A 21,986-nucleotide genomic window follows, 5' to 3' on the forward strand; every position below is an offset into this window, starting at 1 on the left:
CGCGCTCGGCCCGTCGTCAGTGTCGACGGCGTGATCGGACGTACCGTCGAAGACGACTTCAGCCCCGGAATCGTAACCGGACCAGATGTCGACATCGACGCCGACCCCGGGGCCGCAGCGTTCCCCGGTCGCTCCGGATCGGATCGGGGTGACCGGACCCCCACACGCACACCAGATGACAGACGATACCGAGACGGACCACGACGGAGACGGAGATGGAGCGCGCGCGGACGCCGCCTCATCCGCGACGATCGACCGGCTCGCCCGACAGTACGTGGCGGAGAATCGCCCGTTCGCCCGGGTGACCGTCGTTCGCCGCGAGCCACCGGTGTCCGCGCGCGTCGGCGACCGCGCGGTCGTCACGGCCGACGGCGACCTCACCGGGTGGATCGGCGGTGTCGCCTGCGCACAGTCGGTCGCCGTGCGCGAGGCACGGGAAGCGATCCGCAGCGGCGAATCGAAACTGATCGGCATCGCGCCCGACCCCGCCACGATCGACCGGCCCGGCCTCGACGCGTTCCCGATGACGTGTCACAGTCAGGGGACGATCGAGCTGTTCGTCGAGCCGGTGACGCCGCTCGCGCGGCTCGTGATCGTCGGCGACTCGCCCATCTCGCGGGCGCTCGCGCGCCTCGCGGCTACCCTCTCGTACGACGTGACCGTCGTCGCCCCCGAGGGGACGGAGCCGATCGAGGCCGACCGACGGCTCGCGGCGACGGAGGACGCGGCGGCGCTGGCCGAGGAGATCCACGGGGCGACGTGGGTCGTCGCCGCGTCGATGGGGACGACCGACGACGTCGCCGTCGAGGCCGCGCTCGACGCGGGAGTGCCGTACGTCGGGCTCGTGGCCAGTCGTCGGCGTGCGGACGAACTCTGTCGTCGAGTGGCCGACCGGACGGGCCGACCGGCCGAGGAGGTCCGGGCGGCGGTCACCTCGCCCGCCGGGGTCGACATCGACGCCCGGACCCCCGAGGAGATCGGCGTGAGCGTCCTCGCCGAACTCGTCGCCGTCCGCCACGCCGCCGGCGACAGGCCGGTCTCCCGCGCAGGCGCGGACGGCCACGGGGACGACTCCGGAGACGCCGGGGGAATCGGTGACGACGCCGAGAAAGCCGGTGGCGACGCCGAGGAAGCCGGTGGCGACACCAGGGAAGCCGACGACGGGAGCGGCGAACACGACGCCGTCGACGCCGAAAGCGACACCCGAGAGCCGGCGGTCGCCGTCGATCCCGTCTGCGGCATGGACGTGACGGTGGGCGAGGCGGCGGCCACCGCCACCCACGAGGGCCGCACGTACCACTTCTGCGGGGAGGGCTGTCGGGACGCGTTCGTCGACGACCCCGAACGGTTCGTGGAGCGTGCGGAGCCATGAGCGGAGCCGACGAACCGGCGGCCGACGGCGACCGCGTCTCGCCGGCCGAGGTGAGCGAGTCCGAACTCCGCGATCGGTTCGAGGCCGCGGACTACGTCGCCGACGAGACGCTCGTGACGACGGTGTACCTCGCGCTCCGACTGGGCAAGCCGCTGCTCGTCGAGGGCGAACCCGGGAGCGGGAAGACCGAACTCGGGAAGGTGCTCGCCGAGTCGTTCGACACCGAACTCGTCCGGCTGCAGTGTTACGAGGGGCTCGCCGCGGAGAACACGCTGTACGAGTGGAACTACACGAAACAGCTCCTGGCCGTCCAGTCCGGCGACGCCGTGGAGGACGGCGTGTTCTCCGAGGAGTACCTCTTCGAGCGGCCGCTCCTGCGTGCGCTCACCGCCGAGGGCGACGTCCCTCCCGTGCTGCTTATCGACGAGGTCGACCGTGCCGACGAGGAGTTCGAGGCCTTCCTGCTGGAGGTGCTCTCGGACTTCCAGGTGACGATCCCCGAGTTCGGCACCGTCGCCGCGGAGCGACCGCCGATCGTGGTCATCACCTCCAACCGGACGCGCGGGCTATCGGACGCGCTCAAGCGACGCTGTCTGTACCTCCACGTCGACGCCCCCTCGTTCGAGACGGAGGTGGAGATCGTCCGCCGGAAGGTGCCGCAGCTCGACGCGACGGTCGCCGCCGAGGTCTGCGCAATCGTCCAGGAACTCCGCGAGAACGCCTTCCTCAAGCGGCCCGGCGTCGCCGAGACGCTCGACTGGGCCCGCGCCGTCGCCGAACTCCGCACCCCGGACGACGGCTCCGACGTCGATGCCGCGGAGATCGAGCGCACCATCGGCACCCTGCTGAAGGAGGTCGAGGACGTCCAGCGGGTCGACTCGGCCCTGCTGGAGCGGCTAGAGCGCGCCGCGCGGGAGGCCCGGACGCCCACTTCGGCCGCGGACGGGACGGACGCGGACGTCGACACCGGCGAACGCGCGACGATCGACGACGGGGCGACGAGCGAGAACTGACGATGGACGGCTTCGACGAGACGCCCGACTTCGTCGCCGCACGCGACCACGTCCTCCGAGAGGTGGTGTTGTTCGCCCGGACCCTCCGCGAAGAGGGCGTCTCGGTCCCGGCGAACGCGGCGATCTCGGCGACGGAGGCGCTCTGCGCGGTCGGCCTCACCGACCGCGAGGGCGTCCGGGCGGCGACCCACGCGACGCTCGTGTCCGACCCGCGCGACACGGACGCCTTCGAGACGCAGTTCCCGGCGTTCTGGCACCGCCTCCGCACGGGGCTGGAGGCGACGGCCACTGCCGACGACGTGGGCGACCGGGCGGGGAGCGGCGCGCTCTCGACGGCCGACGCCGACGGCACCGACGACGGCGGGGACGCGGCGGACGGGTCGGCAGCGGCGGCCGGCGGCGATCCCGGCGGCGAGGGCGCGGACGACGAGACGGTGCGCGAGCGTCGACTCGTCGACCACGACGCGGAGACGGGAAGCACGAGCGACGGCGACAGGGAGCGGAGCCGCGTCTCGACGTACAGCGCGGGTGGCGCGGGGACCCCTGTCGCCGACGAGTCGACTGACGCTCCGCTCGACCGGGCCGCACTCCGGCGGTTCGAGGGGGCGCTCTCGACGCTCGCCGGCCGACGGTGGAAACCCGGCGGTGGTCGCCGGATCGACGCCCGCCGGGCGCTGCGGTCGAGCGTCGGCACCGGCGGGACGGTCGTCTCCGTGCCGACCCGCGAGCGAACGCCCGACGCGTTCCGGGCCTGTCTGCTGGTCGACGTGAGCCAGTCCGTGCTCGACACGATCGACCGCGGCTTCCTGCTCGCCGTGCTCGACGCGCTCGTCGACGACGGTCGCGGCGTCCGCGTCTTCTTCTTCGACACCGAGATCCGCGAGGTGACGGCCGTCTTCGTGGACTCGCGTGGCGACCCGGCGGCGGCGCTCGAACGCGCCGAGGTCGCGTGGGGCGGCGGGACGCGAATCGGCGACGCCATCGCCGACCTCCGGCGACGGTGGCCCGGCGCGGTCGACCGGCGGACGGTGACGCTCGTCGTGAGCGACGGACTGGACGTGGGAGCAGTGGACGACCTCGAACGCGGGATGACGTGGCTCGCGCGGCGGTCGCGGGCGGTCGTCTGGCTGAACCCCCTCGCGGCCTCCGCCCGGTACGAGCCGACCTGCCGGGGGATGGCGGCGGCGCTCCCGTACGTCGACGGCCTGTTCGCCTTCGCCGGCTCCGACGACCTCGACGAGGTGGCGCGACAGCTGTCGAGACACGGTCTCGGCGGCCCGATCGGCTACGAACACGACTTCCGCGACCGAACGACCGCGGCAAGAGCGGCGGAGGCCGGCACTGGAGGGACGAGCTGAGATGTCGGACGCGCTCGTCGCGACGGTACGCGACGCGCTCTCGGACCGCGCGCGGGCAGCGGACGACCCCCGCGTGACGGTCGGCGACCGCGTCGTCCTCGTCGAGTGCTCCCATCCAGCCCACGGCTCGCTCGCGGGCGTGGCCCACAGGCCCGACCGGACGGTGGAGGCGTTCGACCCCGACGCCGACCGACGCGTCGTGGATCTCGCCGGAGAGTCGACGGGGGCTCCACACGGGAGCGTCGCCCGGGCGGTCGGCCTCGCGACGCTGAACGCGCTGTCGGCCCCCGACATCGGGTGGCTCGTCGGCGACCCGATGGCGGCGCTCTCGGCCGACGTCGACGTCGTCGCCACCGTCGGGCTGTTCCGTCCCGCGTTCCGGAAGTTCGGGAACGTCGCGGTCCGGGTCGTCGAGCGCGACCCAGAGAGGATCGACCTGGCCTCCCTGCCCGGGGCGGTCCCGACCACGCTCTTCTCGCCCGACGAGGCCGCGGCCGCGTTCGACGGCGCCGACGTCTGCTTCGTCACGGGGTCGACGCTGGTGTACGGCGGCGTCGACGACTACCTCGCGGCGGCGGCGGACGTCCCGCTCGTCGTCCTGATCGGCGCGACTGCCTCGCTCCTGCCGGAGCCGGTGTTCGAGCGCGGTGTCGACCTGCTGGCCGGGGCGCGAGTACGGGACGCGAGCCGGGTCCGCGAACGCGTCGTCGCGGGCGACTGCGGGACCGACCTCCACGACGCGGGGCTGCAGAAGGTGTACTGCCCCGCGACGGCGACGCTTCCGGGCGTACAGTTACCAAGCACCAGACCCGATACCCAACAATGACCAACGACACGCACGATTCGGACGAGACGACCGACCCGACCGGCACAGCGGAGACGGACGCCAACTGGAGCGTGCCCGAGACGGAGGTGCTGTCGCGGGCGCACGACCTCCTCGACAGCGACCGCCGCGGCGTCCTCGCGACGATCATCGCCGTCGAAGGGAGCGCCTACCGGCGCCCGGGGGCGAAGATGGTCATCCCCGAGGACGGCGAGGGGGTCGGTCACATCACCGCCGGCTGTCTGGAAGAGGAGGTCCAGCGCCTCGCGAGCGAGGTGCTCGCCGCGGGCGAACCACGGGTCGAGCGCTACGACCTCATGCCCGAGGCGGACGACGACGTCTGGGGGCTGGGCGTCGGCTGTAACGGCGTCATCGAGGTGCTGCTCGAACCGCTCGACGAGACGTACCGTCCCGCCGTCGAGGCCGTCTCGGCAGGGAGAGACGTCGGCGTGCTCACCGTCGTCGACGGCGACGGCGAGGGCGCGCGAGCCTACTACGACCCCGAAACCGACGCGTTCGATCTCCACGGAGGGTTCGACGCCGACCTCGCCGAGCGGGTCCGGGAGGCGGCGGCGACGCTCACGGCACAGGGTCGTGCGGACTCCGTCGAGGTCGATGGCATTACGGTGTTCGTCGACGGCCTGGCCGCGCCCGCGACGCTCGTCGTCGTCGGCACCGGCCACGACGTCGGTCCGATCGCCGAACTCGGCGCGCAGGCCGACTTCCGGGTGACGGTCGTGGGGTTCCGGGGGGCCGCCGCGAAAGCCGACCGGTTCCCCGCGGCGAGCGAGGTCGTCTCGACATCGCCCGCACGGATGACCGAGGCGTTCGACTTCGACGCCGAGACGTACGTCGTGGTGGCGACGCACAACTTCGTCGACGACCGGCTCGCCGTCGAATCCCTCCTCGCCGACACGCCCGTCCCGTACGTCGGGCTGATGGGGCCGCGCGAGCGGTTCGAGGAGATGCTCGACGCGTTCGCCGAGGAGGGGACGACGTTCACCGACGCGCAGCTCGACCGCCTGTACACGCCGGTCGGTCTCGACCTGGGCGGCGGCTCGCCGTACCAGATCGCCCTCTCGATCGTCGCGGAGGCGCTCGCGGTGAAGAACGATCGCCAGCCACAGCACCTGAAAGCCAGAGAAGGGACGATTCACGACCGGGTGGAGCTGTCGACCGACGGCGGCCGGTGAGCCGACTCGAGGAGTGTCGAAGACTGACTCGACCGCGACGACGGCGGCGGTGGATTCTGCGGCCGCGGTGAGTGCGGGCGCTGTCGAGGCGGGTCGGAGCGAGCCGAGGCAGGTCGAGATGGGCCGGAACGAGCCGAGTCAGGCCAGATCGAAGACGCGGAGGACGTCCGCCCACGACCGGACGACCGTGGCACCGTCGCAGGCGGCGTGATCGCTGTACGGCTGGGCAAACAACAGTCCCTCCATCCCCGCCTCGACGGCGTCAGCGACGTTGCCGTGGTAGTCGTCGACCAGTGCACGGCCGGGGAGGATGGCCTTGTTCTCGGGGACCTGCTCGACGAACTCGTCGTAGGGGATGTCGTGGTCGCGGAGCCACGCCCGGGTGTAGTCGTGGGTCTCCGGTGGGCGGTGCGTGGCGATGGCGACGTGGTGGGTGTCGCTCAGACGAGCGAGCGCGTCGGCCGCCCCCGCCATCGGCGACATCCCGCCGAAGTACCACTCGGGGTCGCGCTCGAACGCCTCGACGATGAGTTCGCCGATGTGGGCGTGATCGTCGTGGCCGGGGATGTCGTAGTCCCAGGCGACGACCTCCTCGGGAGCGAGCGAGACGCCGTACGTCTCATCGAGGTACTGACACGCCCGCGGGAGTTGCCACGCGAGCGTGCCGTCGACGTCGACGAGGATGCGGTCGGCGGGGTCGAGGGTGGTGGTGGTGTCGCCGTCGTCGCGTGCCGTCGTCATCTGTCCACGAGTACGGGGAGCGCGTACAAAGGTCTCTCGCCGCGACGCCGTCTCGCACTCCTCGCCGGGGCACCGTCTCGCATTCCTCGCCGGGGCACCGTCTCGCGCTCACGCAGGACGTCGCGGCGGCCGTCGCTCCCGTTCGCGCCAAGAGGCTTTACGCACAGAGCACCTCCCACCAGGTATGGCAGACGAATCGAAGCTCGCCACGGTCGGCGGGGGCTGTTTCTGGTGTGTCGAGGCGGCGCTGAAGGAACTCGACGGCGTCGACGAGGTCACCTCGGGGTACGCCGGCGGCTCGACGGAGGATCCGACGTACGAGGCGGTCTGTTCGGGCAAGACCGGCCACGCCGAAGTGGTCCAGGTCGCGTACGATCCGAGCGTCATCGCGTACGACGAACTCCTCGAGGTGTTCTTCACCGTCCACGACCCCACCCAGCTGAACCGGCAGGGACCGGACGTCGGTTCGCAGTACCGCTCGATCGTCCTCTACCACGACGACGACCAGCGCGAGATCGCGGAGGCGTACATCGAGGCGCTCGACGAGGAGTACGACGAGCGCGTCGTCACCGAACTCGTGCCGCTGGAGACGTTCTACGCGGCCGAGGAGTACCACCAGGACTACTACGAGAAGAACCCGAACGACGCCTACTGCAACTTCCACGCCGCGCCGAAAGTCGAGAAGGTGCGCGAGACGTTCGCCGAGAAGGTGCGCGCGACGAGCAGCCGCTAACCGCGGCTGGTCGTCGTGCGGGCACTACGGGCGTGGCACGCGTCGGGGAGGGGCGACGAACGGGGAGGGCGGGTGGGGTGCGGTGAGTGGTACAGGCGTGAACAGCGTGTGGACCGTCACGGCTTGCCGTGGTTCCAGGCGTGGCCCTCCTCGGCGAGTTTGCCGGCCTCGCGCTGGAACTCCGAGAAGTGCCACACGAGATCGGTGACGGTCACCATACCGACCGGGTCGACGCCGCGGCTGACGAGCAGTTTCTTCACGTCGTAGTCGCGCATCCGCTCGGCCGCCTTCCGCACCGTCGCGGTCGGTTCGATCCGTTCGACCGGCTGAGACATCACGGCGCGGGCGGGGATGTCGCCGAGCGGTTCGCTGATGTCGCGAGCCGCGACGAGGACGTCGCTCTCGGTGACGATCCCCGTCGGGACGTCGTCCGTGACGACGACGCTTCCGGTGCCGGCCATGAGCATCCGCGTGACGCAGTCGGCCAGTGTGGCCGACAGCGGCACCGTCACACACCCCTTCGTCATCACGTCTTGTACCTGCATTTTCGGACTATCGTCGTCGGTGATACTTAATCCCCCACATCCGGATATCAGTCGTGAGAAACCACGACAAACCCATATCGGTGCACTCCTTGCGTCACGTATGGATTTCGTCATCGCCTTCAGACTCCTCGTGGCGGCGTTCTGCATCGTCGCCCCGTCGTTGCTGTTCATCGGGTTCGTCCGCGTCCTCGACCGGATGCGTGACGACGACCTGGTGAACCGGGTCATGGAGCGCATGGACGAACAGCCCACGGGTGCACCGGGCCCCGCGGCAGTGCTGACTGGCGGCGTCGTGGACGGGGAGGAGTCGGAGCTCGTCGCGTGTTCGTCCTGTGGCCTCCCGAACCCGGGATACGCGGGCTACTGTGGGAACTGCCTCACGAAGCTCGACAGCTGACCGACCGAGACGATTACCACTGACCACGGCCGGCCGACCGTTCCCTCCCCGAGTGAGGCGTGCGCAGGGTTCCAGCGCCCGTCTCGGCGGTCGGCGACGACCCGCGCGTCCTCCGCTCTCTCCGACTCTCTCCGCCTCTCCGATCCGGCGACGTCTCTTTGACCTTTTTCCTCGAATCTGATATCCACGGCCGGAGGGTGTGTGAAACGCTCAGACCCTGCAGATCGGCGTCGTTATCGGTCACCGATCCGTCGCAGTCTCGACCGGGTTACCAGTTCAGAGAGACACCGACGAGACGGCGCGGCGCTTTCCCCGAGACCGGCCCGCAGGTGACCGCGGCTACCGTCGTCGAGACGGCCGCGTTCGGTACGTCTCCCCGAACGACCCACCGACCGGAGATGTCGGCAGAGCCGAGAAGGCCGTGCCGACCGGACCGGCGGCGTCAGGAGAGGAAGCCTTCGATGTGGTCGGCCACTTCCTCGGGGGTGTCGCCCACGGGGACGCCGGCGTCGTTGAGCGCCTCGATCTTCGACTGGGCGGTTCCCGTGCCGCTCCCACTCACGATGGCACCGGCGTGCCCCATGCGCTTGCCCGGCGGGGCCGTACGGCCGGCGATGAAGCCGGCGACGGGCGTGTCCATCTGCTGGGCGATGAACTGTGCCGCCTGTTCCTCGTCCTCGCCGCCGATCTCGCCGCACATCACGACGGCTTCGGTGTCGGTGTCGGCCTCGAACAGCTCGAGGGCGTCGACGAACGACGTCCCGATGATCGGGTCGCCGCCGATGCCGACGGCGGTGGTCTGACCGATCCCGCGCTGGGTGAGGTTGTCGACCACCTGGTACGTCAGGGTGCCAGATCGGGAGACGAGACCGACGTCGCCGCTGGAGAAGATGTTGCCCGGCAAGATGCCGAGTTTGGCCTCGCCCGGTGTGATGATGCCCGGACAGTTCGGGCCGATGAGGTGGGTGTCGGTCTCGCCGAGTCTGCGGTAGACCTTCGCCATGTCCTGCGTCGGGACGCCCTCGGTGATCGCGACCACGAGGTCGAGCGAGGTGTCGAGCGCCTCGAACAGCGCGTCCGCGGCGAACGCCGGCGGGACGAAGACGACAGAGGCGTCGGCGTCCTCCTCGGAGACGGCGTCGTGAACCGTGTCGTAGACGGGGACGCCCGCGACCTCCTGCCCGCCCTTGCCGGGGACCGCGCCGGCGACGACGTTCGTCCCGTACTCGATCATCTGGTCGGTGTGGAACGACCCCTCACCGCCGGTGATCCCCTGTACCACGACTCGCGTGTCGTCGTCGACGAGAATACTCATTGGTTGACCTCCTCGGCGTTCTTCACCGCACGCTGCACCGCGTCTTCGAGCGTCTCTTCGACCTGCACCAGTTCGGTGTTGAGGATCTCCATTCCCTCTTCGGCGTTGGTCCCCGCGAGGCGGACCACGACGGGTTTGGGGATCTCGTCGAACGCCTCGAGCGCCTCGTTGATCCCCCGGGCGACCTCGTCACCCCGCGTGATGCCGCCGAAGATGTTGAACACCACGCTGTCGACGTTCGGGTCGGAGAAGACCATGTCGAGGGCGTTCGTGACGCGCTCGGCCTTGGCACCGCCCCCGATGTCGAGGAAGTTCGCGGGTTCTCCCCCGTAGTAGTCGACGAGGTCGAGCGTCGTCATGACGAGGCCCGCACCGTTGCCGATGATGCCGACGTTGCCGGAGAGCCGGACGTAGTCGAAGCCGTACTCGTTCGCCTTCGCCTCCAGCTCGTCGCCGGCGGCCTCGTCTTCCATCTCCGCCAGTCGTGGGTGGCGGAAGAGGGCGTCGTCGTCGACGTTGAGGACGGCGTCGGCGGCGATCACCTCTCGCTCACTGGTGACCATCAGCGGGTTGATCTCGGCGTCCGAGGCGTCGTTGGCCTCCCAGAGGTCGTACAGCGTCGTCAGGACGCTCGAGACCGACCGCGCGATGTCGCGGTCGATGCCCGCCCCGTACACTGCCTTGCGTGCCTGGTAGGGATGCATCCCGAACGCCGGATCGACGTGTTCGCGGGCGATGGCCTCGGGGTCCTCCTCGGCGACGGCCTCGATGTCGACGCCGCCCTGCTCGGAGACCATCGCGACGGGGCGGCCCTCGCCGCGGTCCATCGTCACACCCACGTAGAGTTCGTCTTCGAAGTCGACGCCCGCCTCGACCAGCACGCGATCGACGCGGTAGCCTTTGAGATCCATCCCGAGGATCTCGTCGGCGTACTGGCGCGCCTCCTCGACGGTCGACGCGATCTTGATGCCGCCGGCCTTGCCGCGGCCGCCGACGTGGACCTGCGCCTTGATCGCGGCGGGGAAGCCGATCTCTTCGACCGCCGCTACCACCTCGTCGACGCTCGAGGCGAGTCGGGACTGGGGTACGGGAATCCCGGCGTCGGCGAAGACCTCCTTCGCCTGGTACTCGTGTAGTCGCATCGTCTGTGACCGGGACAGGCCGACGCTTAAATCCCGCCGGTTCGGGTGAGTGTGACGCCCGCACGAGGATTGACTCGAAAACGTGTATCCAGTTCGTCCAGGACCGAAACCGAGCTGGTAGCCGTTCGCCGTGCCGGTCCCCGTCGAAGGGACACTGCGACCCGAAGTCGCCCCCACATCAGTCATCGGTGGTCGGAGACCACGAACGACGCCGCGTCCGATGCCTCGTCAGTCGGCGGCGCGGAGATCGCCGGCGACGCCGACGCCCCCGACGACGACCCCGAGGGCGGAGAGCGCGGCACCACCGACGACGGCGGGATTGAGCTGACAGGTGTTGCAGCCGTCGAACACCGCGACCCCCGAGAGGGAGACGCCCCTGAGCGCCAGCACCAGCGGTGGGTTCTCGCAGAAGACCTCGGTACAGCCGAACGTGACACCGAACGCGACGGCCGCGACGCTCGCGACGAACAGCCCGACACCGAAACACGACATTCCGACCCGGACGAGGCGCATATCTCTCCGTGTTCCCCGGTGGACTAATGCGTTTTCACCTCGGGGCGAAACGACCGCTTCGAGACGGAGCGGCCACTCGACGACGAGCATGGTAGTCGTGTACAGTCGTCCCACGCCTTCGCCGGTACGCTTTCGCCCCTCGGCCGTCACACTACTGTCATGACGTCTCCCGTCCGGGTCGGCGTGCTGGCGCTCCACGACAGCAAGGAGTCGAAGGCGATCTGCAACGCCGTCGAGGCACTCGGTCACGAACCGGCGTGGCTCAGAGAGGAGAACACAGTCGTCCGGATCGAGGACGGGGACGTCCGTCTCGAACCGGACGTCGACGTGGTAGCGAACCGACTGCTCCTCTCGAACACGGACCAGCCGACCGAGGAACTCGGGATCGCCCGGACCGTGGCCGCACAGCGACCCATCCTCAACCCGCCCGAGGCGACCGCCGTGGCCGCCCACAAGCTGGCGACAGCGTCGCTCCTCGCCCGCGAGGGGCTCCCCGTCCCGAAGACCCTGCTCGCGCTCAGTGGAGCGAACCTCAACGCACACAGCCGGGAGTTCGGTCCGGAGGCGGTGTACAAGACCGCCATCGGCACCCACGGTGGCGGCGCGTGGAAGGTCGACACCGACGACGTGCTGACCGCGAGAGTGGGCAAACGTCGAGCGTTCCTCCAGGAGTTCGTCGGCTCGCGGGAGCCGCCGCGCGATCTCCGGGTCTACGTCGTCGGCGACCGGGTCGTCGGCGCCATGTTCCGCTACGCCACGGACCACGACTGGCGGACCAACGTCCACCTCGGCGGCGAAGTCGAAGACGCCACGGCGTCGCTCCCCGCACGGGCGGAGGAGATCGCACTCCGGGCGTCGTCGGCCGTCGGCCTCGACTACGCCGGCGTCGATCTCATCGAGGGCGACGCCGGCTGGTACGTCCTCGAGGTGAACCCGACCGCGGGGTTCCGGGGCCTCTACCGGGCGACGGGGGTGAGCCCCGCTCCACACATCGCGGCGCTCGCACTCCGGCACGTAGGCGTCGACGTCGACGCCGACCGAGTACGCGACCTCGCCACCACGCTCGACGACTCCCCGCCGTCGTGCATGCCACGGCCGCAGGCGACCGACTTCGAGGAGCCGCCGGTCATCGGCTTCACGGAACGAGTCGTCGTCTCCGGCACCGCCGGGACGAAGACCGTCGTCGGCAAGGCCGACTCGGGCGCGGCACGGACCAGCATCGACCTCCACCTCGCGGCCGAGATCGGCGCAGGGCCCATCCACACCGTCTCCACGGTCAGGAGCGGCAGCGCGACGAAGGGCCAGTCGCGCCCGGTCGTCGACCTCGTGATCGGCATCGGCGGCACCCAGCACACCGTCGCCGCGAACATCGTCGATCGGAGCCACATGTCCCACCCGGTCCTCATCGGTCGTGACGTCCTGAAGCACTACTTCCTCGACATCTCGCGCCGGGTGGAGGATCCAAGCACCTACCCGCTCGACGACGAGGGCGAGGAGTGACGACTGGACGGTCCGGGTCACGGGCGTCGGGGGCGTGCGACCGGGTGGCCCGGATCGAGTGACCGGGCCGCTCGGACCGGGCGGATCGAAACGTTTGAGTAGTTACACGTCAGATATCGTGGTCGAGGCGTCACTCGATTCTCCCCTCTCCCCCTGCGAGTGACCCTCGTTTCGTGTGACGTATCCGCCGACACAGTCGTTCGGCCAGCCCGGACACGCGTTCGGTCAGCGACTCGGTCACGCGGGCGCGACCGTGACTTTCCGGTAGTCCCGGTTTTATCGCCGTCGACGACGTGTGCTCCGGCGTCATGCAGGCAGTGCGCTTTCACGAGTACGGTGGCACCGACGTGCTCCAGGTGGAGGAGGTAGAGCGCCCCGAGGCGACCGGTCACGACGTCGTCGTCGAGGTCGCGGGGGCGGGCGTCAACCCCGTCGACACCTACTTCCGCGAGGGATCGTACGAGCCGTTCACGCTCCCGATGATCCCCGGCGTCGACGCCGCCGGCGAGGTGGTCGCCGTGTCGGAGTGGGTCGACGACTACGCCGTCGGCGACCGCGTGGTCGGGACGGGGCTGGGAATGAACCACATGGGTGGCTACGCCGAGTACGCCGCCGTCCCCGAGGATCGCCTCGCGCACCTCCCCGACGGCGTCGACCTCGTCGCCGCGGGCGGGGCGGGCGTCGTCGCCGTCACCGCGTGGCGGGCGCTGATCGACCACGCCGGCCTCGAACCCGCCGAGTCGGTCCTGATCCACGGCGGCTCCGGCGGCGTCGGTCACGCCGCGGTCCAGCTGGCCGCCGCGACCGGCGCACACGTCCTCGCGACCGCCGCCCCCCGGTACCACGACCGTCTCGCCGACCTGGGTGCCGACGCCGTCTTCGACTACGCGGACGAGAACCTCGCCGACGCCGTCGTCGACGAGACCGGCGGCGTCGACGTCGTCGTCGACCACCGCCTCGACGACTACCTCCAGTTCGACGCGGAGGTCGCGGCCACCGGCGGTCGCGTCGTCGGGATCGGCGAGAACGACCCCGTGGTCGGCTTCTCGAACGACGGCGTCGCCCGGAGCAAGGACGTCTCCTACCAGTTCATGAGCATGTACAACACGCCGCGGCTGGCCGACCCGCTCGCGGGCGTCGCCTACCTCATGGGCGAGGGCGACGTCGAGATCGCCGTCGAGCGGACGTACGATCTCGACGAGGCCGCCGAGGCGCAGCGAGCCGTGATGGAGGAGTCGGTCTTCGGCAAACTCGTCATCACGCCGTAAGTGACGGGCGACGGCTCGTCCCGTCGACGCCCTGTTGTTCTCATCGCCCGAGAAGCGACGCGCCAAACGAAGCGCTCCGTGTGCGTACTCCTCGACATGAACACGTTCACCAGACGCCGCAGCTGGTTCGCTCGATCGGTCGTCGACCACCCGGTCGTCGCTGCGCTCGCGCTCGTGCTCACCTGGACGCTCGCCACGTACGTTCTCGAAGGCGCGCGCCTGACGCTCCTCCGTCCCGAGGCGATCGTCGACCGGCTCCTGTACGCCATAGTGGCGAACGTGCTGCTCGGCACCGTGTTGGGCCTCTGGATCGTCAGGAACCGTCTCCGTACAGACCCGGCGCGTGTCGGCTTCCGTCGACCTGTACGGACGGTCGTGGGCGTCGTCGTCGCGCTCGGTCTCGGCGCGGGCGCGTACCTCGCACAGTCGCCCCCCACGACCGATCCGCTGGTCGTCACGAACGCATTCGCACAGACGCTCGTCGTCTCGATCGCCGAGATCGTGGTCTGCTGGGTCGTCCTCGGTGTGGCCGTCGAGCGGGCGATCCAGCCGCGCGTCGGGCGGGTCGCCGCGATGGCGTGTCTGGTCGTGACCGCGAGCGTCGCGTTCGGGCTCTACCACGTCGCGCACAGCCCACCGTTCGACACGCCGGCGATGGTGGTGCTGCTCACGGGCGTCGGTGTGGTCACGAGTCTCGTCTTCGTGGTGAGCCGTGACCTCTACGCGACAGTCGCCTTCCACAACGCCCTCGCACTGACGGGCGTGACGCGTGCGTTAGCGGCGTCCGGCCGTCTCTCGGCGTTCGCCGACCCCGCTCCCGTGCTGTGGGCGACCGCCATCGTCGCGCTGGCTGCCCTCGTCGCGACCGACTACTGGCTGGTCCGCCGCCGACGGTAGCGGCGTCGGTGCCGACGCGTCGCCGGTGACGAATGTCATTCGAACGACTCGTTTCTCCGGTGCTGAGAACGACGGCGGCTTTTTATACTGGTTGCCGTCGTCGTTCCTCACAAGATGTCAACCCAGGCACTCGAGGCGAACCCCGCCACCGAACTCGGCCGGCAGAACCGCACGCCAATCGAGACGCTCCGGATCCCCGAGCGCGTCACGTCGGCGCAGGCCAAGCTCGTCTACTTCTACCTCGACACCCGCGGCACCGCGACCGTCGACGAACTCGGCACCGCGCTCCGGATGCCCAAGCTGACGCTGTTCAGCATCCTGCAGACGCTCGGCGAGTACGACCTCGTCGTCCGCGACGGCGACGCGGTCAGCACGGCCTGAGTCGGTCGACGTCCGATCCTCGTCGTGTCCGGGCCGTCGTCGACTCCCGTCCCGCACGTCGGCTGCGCCCACCTACCGTCTCGTCCCGCACGTCTTCCTGCCGGATCGACCGCGCGGTTTTTGTCCGCCCTCTCCAACCCTGTGCCGTGTTCCACGTCGCGTTCTACGATCGGTCCCTCTACGTCCCCCTGTCGTCGACGCTCGTCGTCGCCGATCTCCACGTCGGACGGGCCGACGCCTCCGACGTGAACGCCCCGCTCGGCGAGGGAGCGGACCTCGTTGAGCGACTCGGAGGGGCCGTCGATGCGTTCGCCCCCGAGCAGGTGGTGTTCGCGGGCGACGTGCTCCACGAGTTCGGGCGGGTCGGGAGCGGCGCGCGCGAGACGCTCACGACGCTCACCGAGGTGTGCCGCGACGCCGGCGCACGGCCCGTGATGGTCGCCGGCAACCACGACGGCGTGCTGTCGACCGTCTGGGACGGCCCGATCCACGACGCGTACGTGGTCGACGGCGGCGAGGGCGACGTGGTCGTCTGCCACGGTCACGAAGAGCCCGTCGAGACTGGGCAGACCGGGGCTGGTGGTGGCGAGGGCGACGACGCCGATACAGAGACGGCCGACGCCACCCCCGCGCTGTACGTCGTCGGCCACGACCACCCCGCGATCACGATCGAGGGCCAGAAGCGACCGTGTTTCCTCTACGGCGAGGGCGTCTATCGCGGCGGGGACCTCCTGATGCTCCCCGCCTTCACCCGCGTGGCCGCCGGCGTCGCGGTCAACGGGATGCGGAGCCGTGACTTCCAGTCGCCGCTGGTGCGAGATGCCGACGCGCTCCGACCGATCGTGTGGGACCAGTCGACGGCGGAGGCGCTGTGGTTTCCACCCCTGGGACGGTTCCGACGGCTGTTGTGAGCGGGCGGCAGTCGGCGCGTAGCACGCGAGTCCGTCACCGACTGGCAGACCCCCGGAAGAGCCACGGCTGCGGACCACCTCCGACGAGCCGAACGTTCAATATCCAGCCGACTCACCAGCACACGTGCGCGTGGATCACTACGACGACGCCGACTTCGTTCGAACGCTGGACGCCGACGGACGGGTCGTCGGCGAAGTCCCGGACCTCACCGACGACCGATTGCTGGCGATCTACCGAGACATGCGCCTGACGAGGCATTTCGACGAGCGGATGGTGAGCCTCCAGCGCCAGGGCCGGATGGGGACGTACGCCCCGGCGGTCGGACAGGAGGCCTCGCAGGTCGGCTCGACCCACGCCCTCCGCGAAGACGACTGGATCGTCTACCAGTACCGAGAACACGGTGCCGTCGCCGTTCGGGGGCTCTCCTCGGCGTACCTCCTCTACTGGATGGGCCACGAACACGGCAACGCCGCGCTCGTCGACGACCACGTCGCGCCGCTCAACATCACCATCGCCGATCAGATCCCTCACGCTGTCGGGATGGCCTGGGGTGCGAAGCTGAAGGGTGACGACACGGTGGTCGTCTGTCACTTCGGCGACGGCGCGACCTCCGAGGGCGACTTCCACGAGGCGGCCAACTTCGCGTGCGTGTTCGACGTCCCCTGCGTGCTCTTCTGCAACAACAACGGCTGGGCGATCTCCCACCCTGCGGAGCGACAGACGGCCTCGCGGACGTTCGCGGAGAAGGCCGACGCGTACGGGATCGAGTCGGTCCGCGTCGACGGGATGGACCCCCTGGCCACGTACCGCGTCACAGCGGAGGTAGTCGAACGCGCCCGTGACGGAGGTGGTCCCACGCTCGTCGAGGCCGTGCAGTACCGCTACGGCGCACACACCACGGCGGACGACCCCAGCGCGTACCGCGACGAGGCGGAGGTCGAGCGGTGGCGCGAGCGCGATCCCCTGGAGCGGTACGAACGGTTCCTCCGCGACCGCGGTCTCGTCGACGACACGGTCGTCGAGGAGATCGAGGCCGAGGCACGCGAGACGGTCGCGACCCTCGTCGACGAGGCGGAGTCGTTCGAGGCTGACCCCACCGCGATGTTCGACGACGCCTTCGCCGACTCCACGGCCGAGATCGACGCCCAGCGTGCGGCGTTCGAGCGGCGTCTCGAGGAACACGGCCACGACGCCTTCCTGCGCGAGTGACGCGCGCCGCGTCCGTGACGGCCCGCCGGGCCGCGGAGGAGGACGCCCCGGAGAGTCAGGAGAGGTCTGTCTCGACCGCGTCCGCCGCGACGCGCCCGCTCTCCAGCGCGCCCTGAATCGCGGACCACTGGGTGTAGTCGCCGGCGAGGTAGACTCCCCCGTCCGGAGCGCGGACGTCGGGCAGCGTGTCGTGGATGCCCGGCGGCTGGTCGAACTGGGCGAACTCGATCCGGTCCGTCGCGAGCGGTTCGAGCCGCCCGAACTCCCGTTCGGGGAACCACGACGAGAGCGCCGTCCGGGTCGCGTCGGCGAGGTCGGCGTCGTCCATCGACAGCGGCTCCTCGCCCAGAAACGTCGCGTTCAGGAGTTCGGCGTCGTCGGGAGCGTAGTCGGGCGCGACGTCGGAGAGCGGGACGACCGCGTTCGGTCGGGCGGAGTCGGCGTTGAGGAGGATGCGCTGCTTCGTGCCGAGATCGGTTCCGCCGGGCAGTCGGTAGTACTGCGTGGTCGACGGCCGTGCTCGTGTCGGGATCGACTCGACGCCCGTCAGCTCCGCCGCTGTCCGGGGATCCGTGGCGACGACGACGGCGTCTGCCTCGATTGACTCGCCGTCGACGGTGACCCGTGCCTCGTCGTCGGTGTCCTCGACGCCGTCGACCGTCGAACCGGTCTCGAACTCGACGCCAGCGTCTCGGGCGCTCGCGGCCAGCTGGTCCGGAATCGCGCCCATCCCGGCGGCCGGGACGGCAGTCCGGCCCTCGCTCAGCATCCGGAAGGTGTACTCGAAGACGCGCTTGGAGGTCGACAGCGACCGGTCGAGCGTGATCCCCCCGTAGAACGGCGCGACGAAGTTCTCGGCGTAGCTGTCAGAGAAGCCCCAGTCGCGGAGATAGTCGCGGATGCTGGCGTCGGGCCCCGAGAAGAACTCGTCGAGTGCGTACGTCCCGAGATGCTGTCTGAGCGCCAGCGTCCGGAGCTTGTCGCTCGTCGTCACCTCGCGGTTGAACAGCGACTCGAAGAGCGAGAACGGATCCCGCAGCGGATCGGAGAGCACGGAGCGTTCGCCCGGGCGGGCGATGACCGCCCCCGGCGTGAACGGCTGTAGATCGAGCGCGTCGAGGTCGAGCTCCCGGCGGGCGGCGGGGTAGGCGGTGAACAGCACCTGGAAGCCGCGGTCGAGCGTGAACCCCTCGTACTCACGCGACCGGACGCGGCCGCCGACCTCCTCGCGCTCCTCGTACAGCGTGACGTCGGCACCGGCGGCCGCGAGTCGACGGGCGGCGACCAGTCCGGCCAGTCCTGCCCCGCACACCACGACGCGTGCTCCGTTCATGGGTCGGCTTCGGCGGGCGGTTACAAAGGAACTGCGTCTCCCCGACGGTCGAAAGGAGAGCAAGGGCGTTCACGAAGCGAGTCCGGTCGTGGTCGGCCGAGGAGACCCGTCGAACCGATCGCACCGGATCCCGTGTGCGTCCAGATGGAGACGTTCGGGACGGAGTCGTCACTCGCGGTCGTAATAAACCCGCAGAACTGCGTCGCCTTACAGCCGAACGAGGTTCGCAGCGCGGGGACCCTTCGGCGAATCCTGAATCTCGAACTCGACCTCCTGGCCCTCCTCGAGGTCCGGACCACCGACGTCCTCCATGTGGAAGAAGACGTCGTCGTCAGCGTCGTCAGTGTTGATGAAACCGTAACCGCCCGTGTCGTTGAAGAAGTCTACCGTTCCGGTCGCCATTGCCTCTGAAAGGAGATGGCGTCCGGGGTTAAGGCTTGCGAGGGTCGTGGTACCACCACCGCCACGGTGTGCGTCACCGTGCTGTATTCGGACGGTCTCGCGTCGATGCCGTGGTCGACCGGTCGCGTCGATGACGCGGGGTCGAACAGCACCGGGGCCGACCGAACAGGACCGGACCGGAAGGGATTCCCCCGTCGGGTCGTACCCTCGGCCATGGAGCAGAGCGACGCGTTTCGGGCGCTACGCTGTACGGCGACCGGCGAGGAACGACCGCCGGAGGCGACGTGGACGGGACGGAGCGACGCGGGCGCACCGCTGAACCCGGTGTACGACTACGACGCGGTCGACTGGACGCGAACGACGCTCGCGGACGCCCGCTCGATGTGGGCCTTCGCCGAGTTGCTCCCGTTCGCGTCGGGTGTGAGCGCCGGCGAAGGCGGCACCCCGCTGGTCGGCGCGCCGGCGCTTGCCGAGGAACTGGGGGTCGGGTCGCTCCTCGTCAAGGACGAGGGACGAAACCCGACCGGGACGGTGCTCGACCGTGGCCTCTCGCTGGCCGTCACGGCCGCGACCGAAGCCGACGCCGACCTCGTCGCCCACGCCTCGCCCGGGAACGGCGGCCAGTCCGGCGCGGCGTACGCCTCCCGGGCGGGTATCCGCTCGTACGCGTTCGTCCCGTCCAGGGCACCCTTCCCGAACAAGGCGATGACCAACGTCCACGGCGGCGAGATGCGCGTCGCGGGAGGCAGGTACCCCGACGCGCTCGACGCGCTGCACTCACAGCTCGAATCGTCGTGGTTCACGCTGCAGGAGTTCGACACGCCGGTCCGCCACGAGGGGTACAAGACGCTCGCCTACGAACTGGTCGGGGAGGTCGGCGAACCCGACGCTGTGTTCGTCCCGGCGAGCACCGGTGAGGTGGTGTACGGCCTCGTCGAGGGGTTCCGCGACCTGCGCGAACTCGGTCTCGTCGACGACCTCCCCCGGGTGATCGCCGCACAGGCCAGCGGCTGTGCACCCATCGCGGCTGCGTTCGAGTCGGGCGGCCCCGTCGAGACGTGGGAGCACCCGGACACGATCGTGGGGGAGCTGGAGATCCCCGACCCTGCCGGGGGGGACCTCGCGGTCGAGGCCGTCTCCGAAACCGGAGGGCGCGTGGTGACGGTCGACGACGAGGAGATCCTCGGGAGCGCGGTCGCCGCCGCCCAGGGCGCGGCGCTCGAAGTCGGGGCCGCTGGCGGCGCCGCCGCGGCCGCCGCGGACGCGCTGGCCGACGAGTTCGACGGCGACGCGACGCTGGTCGTCGTCAACACGGAGTCGGGCGTCAAGACGGCCGACATCCTCCGCTCGCACCTGATGGGGCAGGGGATCTGACGATCCGTTTCGACCTCACCCGGGAGTGGATTTAGACGGACAAAACTTTCTTTTCACGACATCTCGTACCTCCGTTCGAGATGGCGAAGTCCGACGTGCTCAGCGACGTGATGGAGGACTACCTGAAGTCGATCTACACGCTTCAGGCGGAGGGGGGGCCGCCGGTCTCGACGTCGGCTATCGCCGACCTGTTGGGCAAGACTCCGCCGACGGTGACGAGCATGATCGGCAAACTCGAGGAGCGTGGACTGGTCTCCCGCGAGAAGTACAAGGGAGTCGAGCTGACGCGCGAGGGTGAGACGGTCGCTCTCGAGGTCATCCGACACCACCGGCTGCTGGAGGCGTACCTCGCGGAACACCTCGACTACGACTGGAGCGAGGTGCACGACGAGGCCGACGCGCTCGAACACCACATCTCCGAGGAGTTCGAGCGTCGGGTCGCCGAGGCACTCGGCGATCCCGAGGTCGACCCACACGGCGACCCGATCCCGAGCGCCGACCTCACCCCCCTCGAGGCCGACGACTCGACGCCGCTCGACCAACACGGTGTCGGCGACGTCGTCGTGGTCACACGCGTCTCCGACCGCGACGAGGAGGAGCTCGAATACCTCGCCGACGCGGGTATCACACCGGGGACACGGGTCGAGGTCGTCGACGTGGCCCCGTTCGGAATGGTGACCGTCCGCGTGAGCGAAGGGGGTCGCGAACAGTCGCTTCCCGAGTCGGTAGCGCGGTCGATCCGGGTCAGAGCCATCGCCGAAGAGGACGACGAGGAGGATCGATCTCGTCGGGAGGTCGAGGGGTGATGGCCGGATTCGTCGAGGTCGCCGCCGTCGCGTTCGCCGCACAGTTGGCCGTGCTGCCGGGCGAGAAAGTGCAGTTCATCATCGCCGGTCTCTCGACGCGGTACGACCCGAAGGTGGTCGTCGCCGCGGCCGGGACGGCGTTCGCGGGGTGGACCGCGCTCGAGATCTGGTTCGGCGCGGCGCTGAAGGGGGCGCTCCCGACCGTCGTCCTCGACGGGATCACGGTCGTCCTGTTCGTGCTCTTCGCAGTGCTGCTCGTCCGGTCGGCCCCCGAGCCCGGCGAGACGAGCGTCGGCCCCGACGGATCGGAGAGCGCCGAGAGTGCGGCGTTCGACGCCAGCGCCGAGACCGACGGGGGCTTCGTCGACGTCACCCCACCGACGGTGTTCGGGCGGGACCTCGACGCCTTCGGGAGTTTCGTCCCCATCTTCACGATGATGGCCGTCGGCGAGTTCGGCGACAAGACGCAGCTCGTGACGATCGGTCTCGCCGTCCAGTACGGCGCTCACCCGGGTATCTGGGCCGGTGAGATGCTGGCGATCGTTCCGGTGAGCCTCGCCAACGCGTACGTCTTCCACCGCTTCTCCCACCGGTTCGACGTGCGGAAGGCACACCTCTTCGGCGCAGCGCTGTTCGGGTTCTTCGCCGCCGACACGGTGCTCGCGATGGCCACCGGCTTCTCGGTGTGGGAGACCGTCGTCTCGGCGGCCGCGGACGCCATCCTCGCGCTGGTGTGACGCGAGGCACGTCCACACGGGC

At 69.9% G+C, this 21,986-nt stretch carries 23 protein-coding genes; 16 read left to right on the plus strand and 7 right to left on the minus strand.

The window, feature by feature from the left end:
* Positions 1 to 175: 175 nt before the first annotated feature.
* The 5 genes from FZP69_RS14700 to FZP69_RS14720 are packed head-to-tail and all read left to right on the plus strand — an operon-like array spanning position 176 to position 5,759.
* Positions 176 to 1,372 carry an XdhC family protein gene (locus tag FZP69_RS14700; RefSeq protein ID WP_192918594.1) on the plus strand — a complete coding sequence of 399 codons (1,197 nt, stop codon included), beginning with the start codon at positions 176 to 178 and terminating at the stop codon, positions 1,370 to 1,372.
* Positions 1,369 to 2,385: an AAA family ATPase gene (locus tag FZP69_RS14705; RefSeq protein ID WP_152042151.1), complete on the plus strand. Its 1,017-nt coding sequence runs from the start codon at positions 1,369 to 1,371 to the stop codon at positions 2,383 to 2,385. The genes FZP69_RS14700 and FZP69_RS14705 overlap by 4 nt, the downstream gene beginning before the upstream one ends.
* Before the next feature lie 2 nt (positions 2,386 to 2,387).
* On the plus strand, positions 2,388 to 3,743 hold the full coding sequence (locus FZP69_RS14710; protein ID WP_152042152.1) for a VWA domain-containing protein: 1,356 nt from the start codon (positions 2,388 to 2,390) through the stop codon (positions 3,741 to 3,743).
* A gap of 1 nt (position 3,744) precedes the next feature.
* The gene (locus FZP69_RS22905) at positions 3,745 to 4,569 is read left to right on the plus strand and encodes a Rossmann-like domain-containing protein (protein ID WP_204960031.1); all 825 of its coding nucleotides are present in this window, start codon (positions 3,745 to 3,747) and stop codon (positions 4,567 to 4,569) included.
* A complete protein-coding gene (locus tag FZP69_RS14720) occupies positions 4,566 to 5,759 on the plus strand; it encodes an XdhC family protein (RefSeq protein ID WP_152042153.1) in 1,194 nt (397 codons plus the stop codon). Before FZP69_RS22905 ends, FZP69_RS14720 begins: the two co-directional genes overlap by 4 nt.
* Positions 5,760 to 5,897: 138 nt before the next feature.
* Here FZP69_RS14720 and FZP69_RS14725 read toward each other — a convergent pair whose 3' ends face one another.
* Complete coding sequence (locus tag FZP69_RS14725) at positions 5,898 to 6,500, minus strand: 5' nucleotidase, NT5C type (RefSeq protein WP_152042154.1); 603 nt, start codon at positions 6,498 to 6,500, stop codon at positions 5,898 to 5,900.
* 184 nt (positions 6,501 to 6,684) lie between these two features.
* Between FZP69_RS14725 and msrA the strand changes: the two genes are divergently transcribed.
* Complete coding sequence (gene msrA, locus FZP69_RS14730; protein WP_152042155.1) at positions 6,685 to 7,233, plus strand: peptide-methionine (S)-S-oxide reductase MsrA; 549 nt, start codon at positions 6,685 to 6,687, stop codon at positions 7,231 to 7,233.
* A gap of 116 nt (positions 7,234 to 7,349) precedes the next feature.
* On the opposite strand, the gene FZP69_RS14735 is transcribed toward msrA, so the two are convergent.
* Positions 7,350 to 7,778 carry a CBS domain-containing protein gene (locus tag FZP69_RS14735; protein WP_152042156.1) on the minus strand — a complete coding sequence of 143 codons (429 nt, stop codon included), beginning with the start codon at positions 7,776 to 7,778 and terminating at the stop codon, positions 7,350 to 7,352.
* A 100-nt stretch (positions 7,779 to 7,878) separates the two neighbouring features.
* On the opposite strand from FZP69_RS14735, the gene FZP69_RS23050 reads away from it, so the two are divergent.
* Entirely contained in the window at positions 7,879 to 8,175 is a 297-nt protein-coding gene (locus tag FZP69_RS23050) for a zinc ribbon domain-containing protein (protein ID WP_240137643.1), read from the plus strand.
* Between the two features lie 442 nt (positions 8,176 to 8,617).
* Here FZP69_RS23050 and sucD read toward each other — a convergent pair whose 3' ends face one another.
* From sucD to FZP69_RS14755, 3 genes are all read right to left on the minus strand, one after another.
* Positions 8,618 to 9,490, minus strand: coding sequence for a succinate--CoA ligase subunit alpha (sucD, locus tag FZP69_RS14745; protein ID WP_152042157.1), 873 nt, complete (start codon positions 9,488 to 9,490; stop codon positions 8,618 to 8,620).
* Positions 9,487 to 10,632: an ADP-forming succinate--CoA ligase subunit beta gene (sucC, locus tag FZP69_RS14750; protein WP_152042158.1), complete on the minus strand. Its 1,146-nt coding sequence runs from the start codon at positions 10,630 to 10,632 to the stop codon at positions 9,487 to 9,489. Before sucC ends, sucD begins: the two co-directional genes overlap by 4 nt.
* Positions 10,633 to 10,860: 228 nt before the next feature.
* Complete coding sequence (locus tag FZP69_RS14755; RefSeq protein ID WP_152042159.1) at positions 10,861 to 11,145, minus strand: hypothetical protein; 285 nt, start codon at positions 11,143 to 11,145, stop codon at positions 10,861 to 10,863.
* A gap of 159 nt (positions 11,146 to 11,304) precedes the next feature.
* Here FZP69_RS14755 and FZP69_RS14760 point away from each other — a divergent pair, with 159 nt between their 5' ends.
* The 6 genes from FZP69_RS14760 (at position 11,305) to pdhA (ending at position 17,312) form a co-directional block, all read left to right on the plus strand.
* A complete protein-coding gene (locus FZP69_RS14760; protein WP_152042160.1) occupies positions 11,305 to 12,645 on the plus strand; it encodes a RimK family alpha-L-glutamate ligase in 1,341 nt (446 codons plus the stop codon).
* 308 nt (positions 12,646 to 12,953) lie between these two features.
* Positions 12,954 to 13,913 (plus strand): NADPH:quinone reductase, encoded by a 960-nt coding sequence (locus FZP69_RS14765; protein WP_152042161.1) that lies wholly within the window; start codon positions 12,954 to 12,956, stop codon positions 13,911 to 13,913.
* Between the two features lie 96 nt (positions 13,914 to 14,009).
* Complete coding sequence (locus tag FZP69_RS14770) at positions 14,010 to 14,810, plus strand: type II CAAX prenyl endopeptidase Rce1 family protein (protein WP_152042162.1); 801 nt, start codon at positions 14,010 to 14,012, stop codon at positions 14,808 to 14,810.
* A gap of 114 nt (positions 14,811 to 14,924) precedes the next feature.
* Positions 14,925 to 15,191, plus strand: coding sequence for a TrmB family transcriptional regulator (locus FZP69_RS14775; RefSeq protein ID WP_240137644.1), 267 nt, complete (start codon positions 14,925 to 14,927; stop codon positions 15,189 to 15,191).
* 146 nt (positions 15,192 to 15,337) lie between these two features.
* The gene (locus FZP69_RS14780; protein ID WP_152042163.1) at positions 15,338 to 16,102 is read left to right on the plus strand and encodes a metallophosphoesterase; all 765 of its coding nucleotides are present in this window, start codon (positions 15,338 to 15,340) and stop codon (positions 16,100 to 16,102) included.
* 124 nt (positions 16,103 to 16,226) lie between these two features.
* The gene (gene pdhA / locus FZP69_RS14785; RefSeq protein WP_152042164.1) at positions 16,227 to 17,312 is read left to right on the plus strand and encodes a pyruvate dehydrogenase (acetyl-transferring) E1 component subunit alpha; all 1,086 of its coding nucleotides are present in this window, start codon (positions 16,227 to 16,229) and stop codon (positions 17,310 to 17,312) included.
* Between the two features lie 55 nt (positions 17,313 to 17,367).
* Here pdhA and FZP69_RS14790 read toward each other — a convergent pair whose 3' ends face one another.
* Positions 17,368 to 18,645, minus strand: coding sequence for an NAD(P)/FAD-dependent oxidoreductase (locus FZP69_RS14790; protein ID WP_152042165.1), 1,278 nt, complete (start codon positions 18,643 to 18,645; stop codon positions 17,368 to 17,370).
* Between the two features lie 207 nt (positions 18,646 to 18,852).
* The gene (locus FZP69_RS14795) at positions 18,853 to 19,047 is read right to left on the minus strand and encodes a cold-shock protein (RefSeq protein WP_152042166.1); all 195 of its coding nucleotides are present in this window, start codon (positions 19,045 to 19,047) and stop codon (positions 18,853 to 18,855) included.
* A 213-nt stretch (positions 19,048 to 19,260) separates the two neighbouring features.
* On the opposite strand from FZP69_RS14795, the gene FZP69_RS14800 reads away from it, so the two are divergent.
* The 3 genes from FZP69_RS14800 to FZP69_RS14810 all read left to right on the plus strand — a co-directional run bounded on the left by FZP69_RS14800 (position 19,261) and on the right by FZP69_RS14810 (position 21,964).
* The gene (locus tag FZP69_RS14800; RefSeq protein ID WP_152042167.1) at positions 19,261 to 20,421 is read left to right on the plus strand and encodes a threonine synthase; all 1,161 of its coding nucleotides are present in this window, start codon (positions 19,261 to 19,263) and stop codon (positions 20,419 to 20,421) included.
* A gap of 95 nt (positions 20,422 to 20,516) precedes the next feature.
* The gene (locus FZP69_RS14805; RefSeq protein ID WP_152043397.1) at positions 20,517 to 21,227 is read left to right on the plus strand and encodes a metal-dependent transcriptional regulator; all 711 of its coding nucleotides are present in this window, start codon (positions 20,517 to 20,519) and stop codon (positions 21,225 to 21,227) included.
* Positions 21,227 to 21,964: a TMEM165/GDT1 family protein gene (locus FZP69_RS14810; protein ID WP_152042168.1), complete on the plus strand. Its 738-nt coding sequence runs from the start codon at positions 21,227 to 21,229 to the stop codon at positions 21,962 to 21,964. The genes FZP69_RS14805 and FZP69_RS14810 overlap by 1 nt, the downstream gene beginning before the upstream one ends.
* The last annotated feature ends 22 nt before the right edge of the window (positions 21,965 to 21,986 follow it).

The organism is Salinigranum salinum (genome assembly GCF_009176545.1).
In the GTDB taxonomy this organism is placed as follows: Archaea; Halobacteriota; Halobacteria; order Halobacteriales; family Haloferacaceae; genus Salinigranum; species Salinigranum salinum.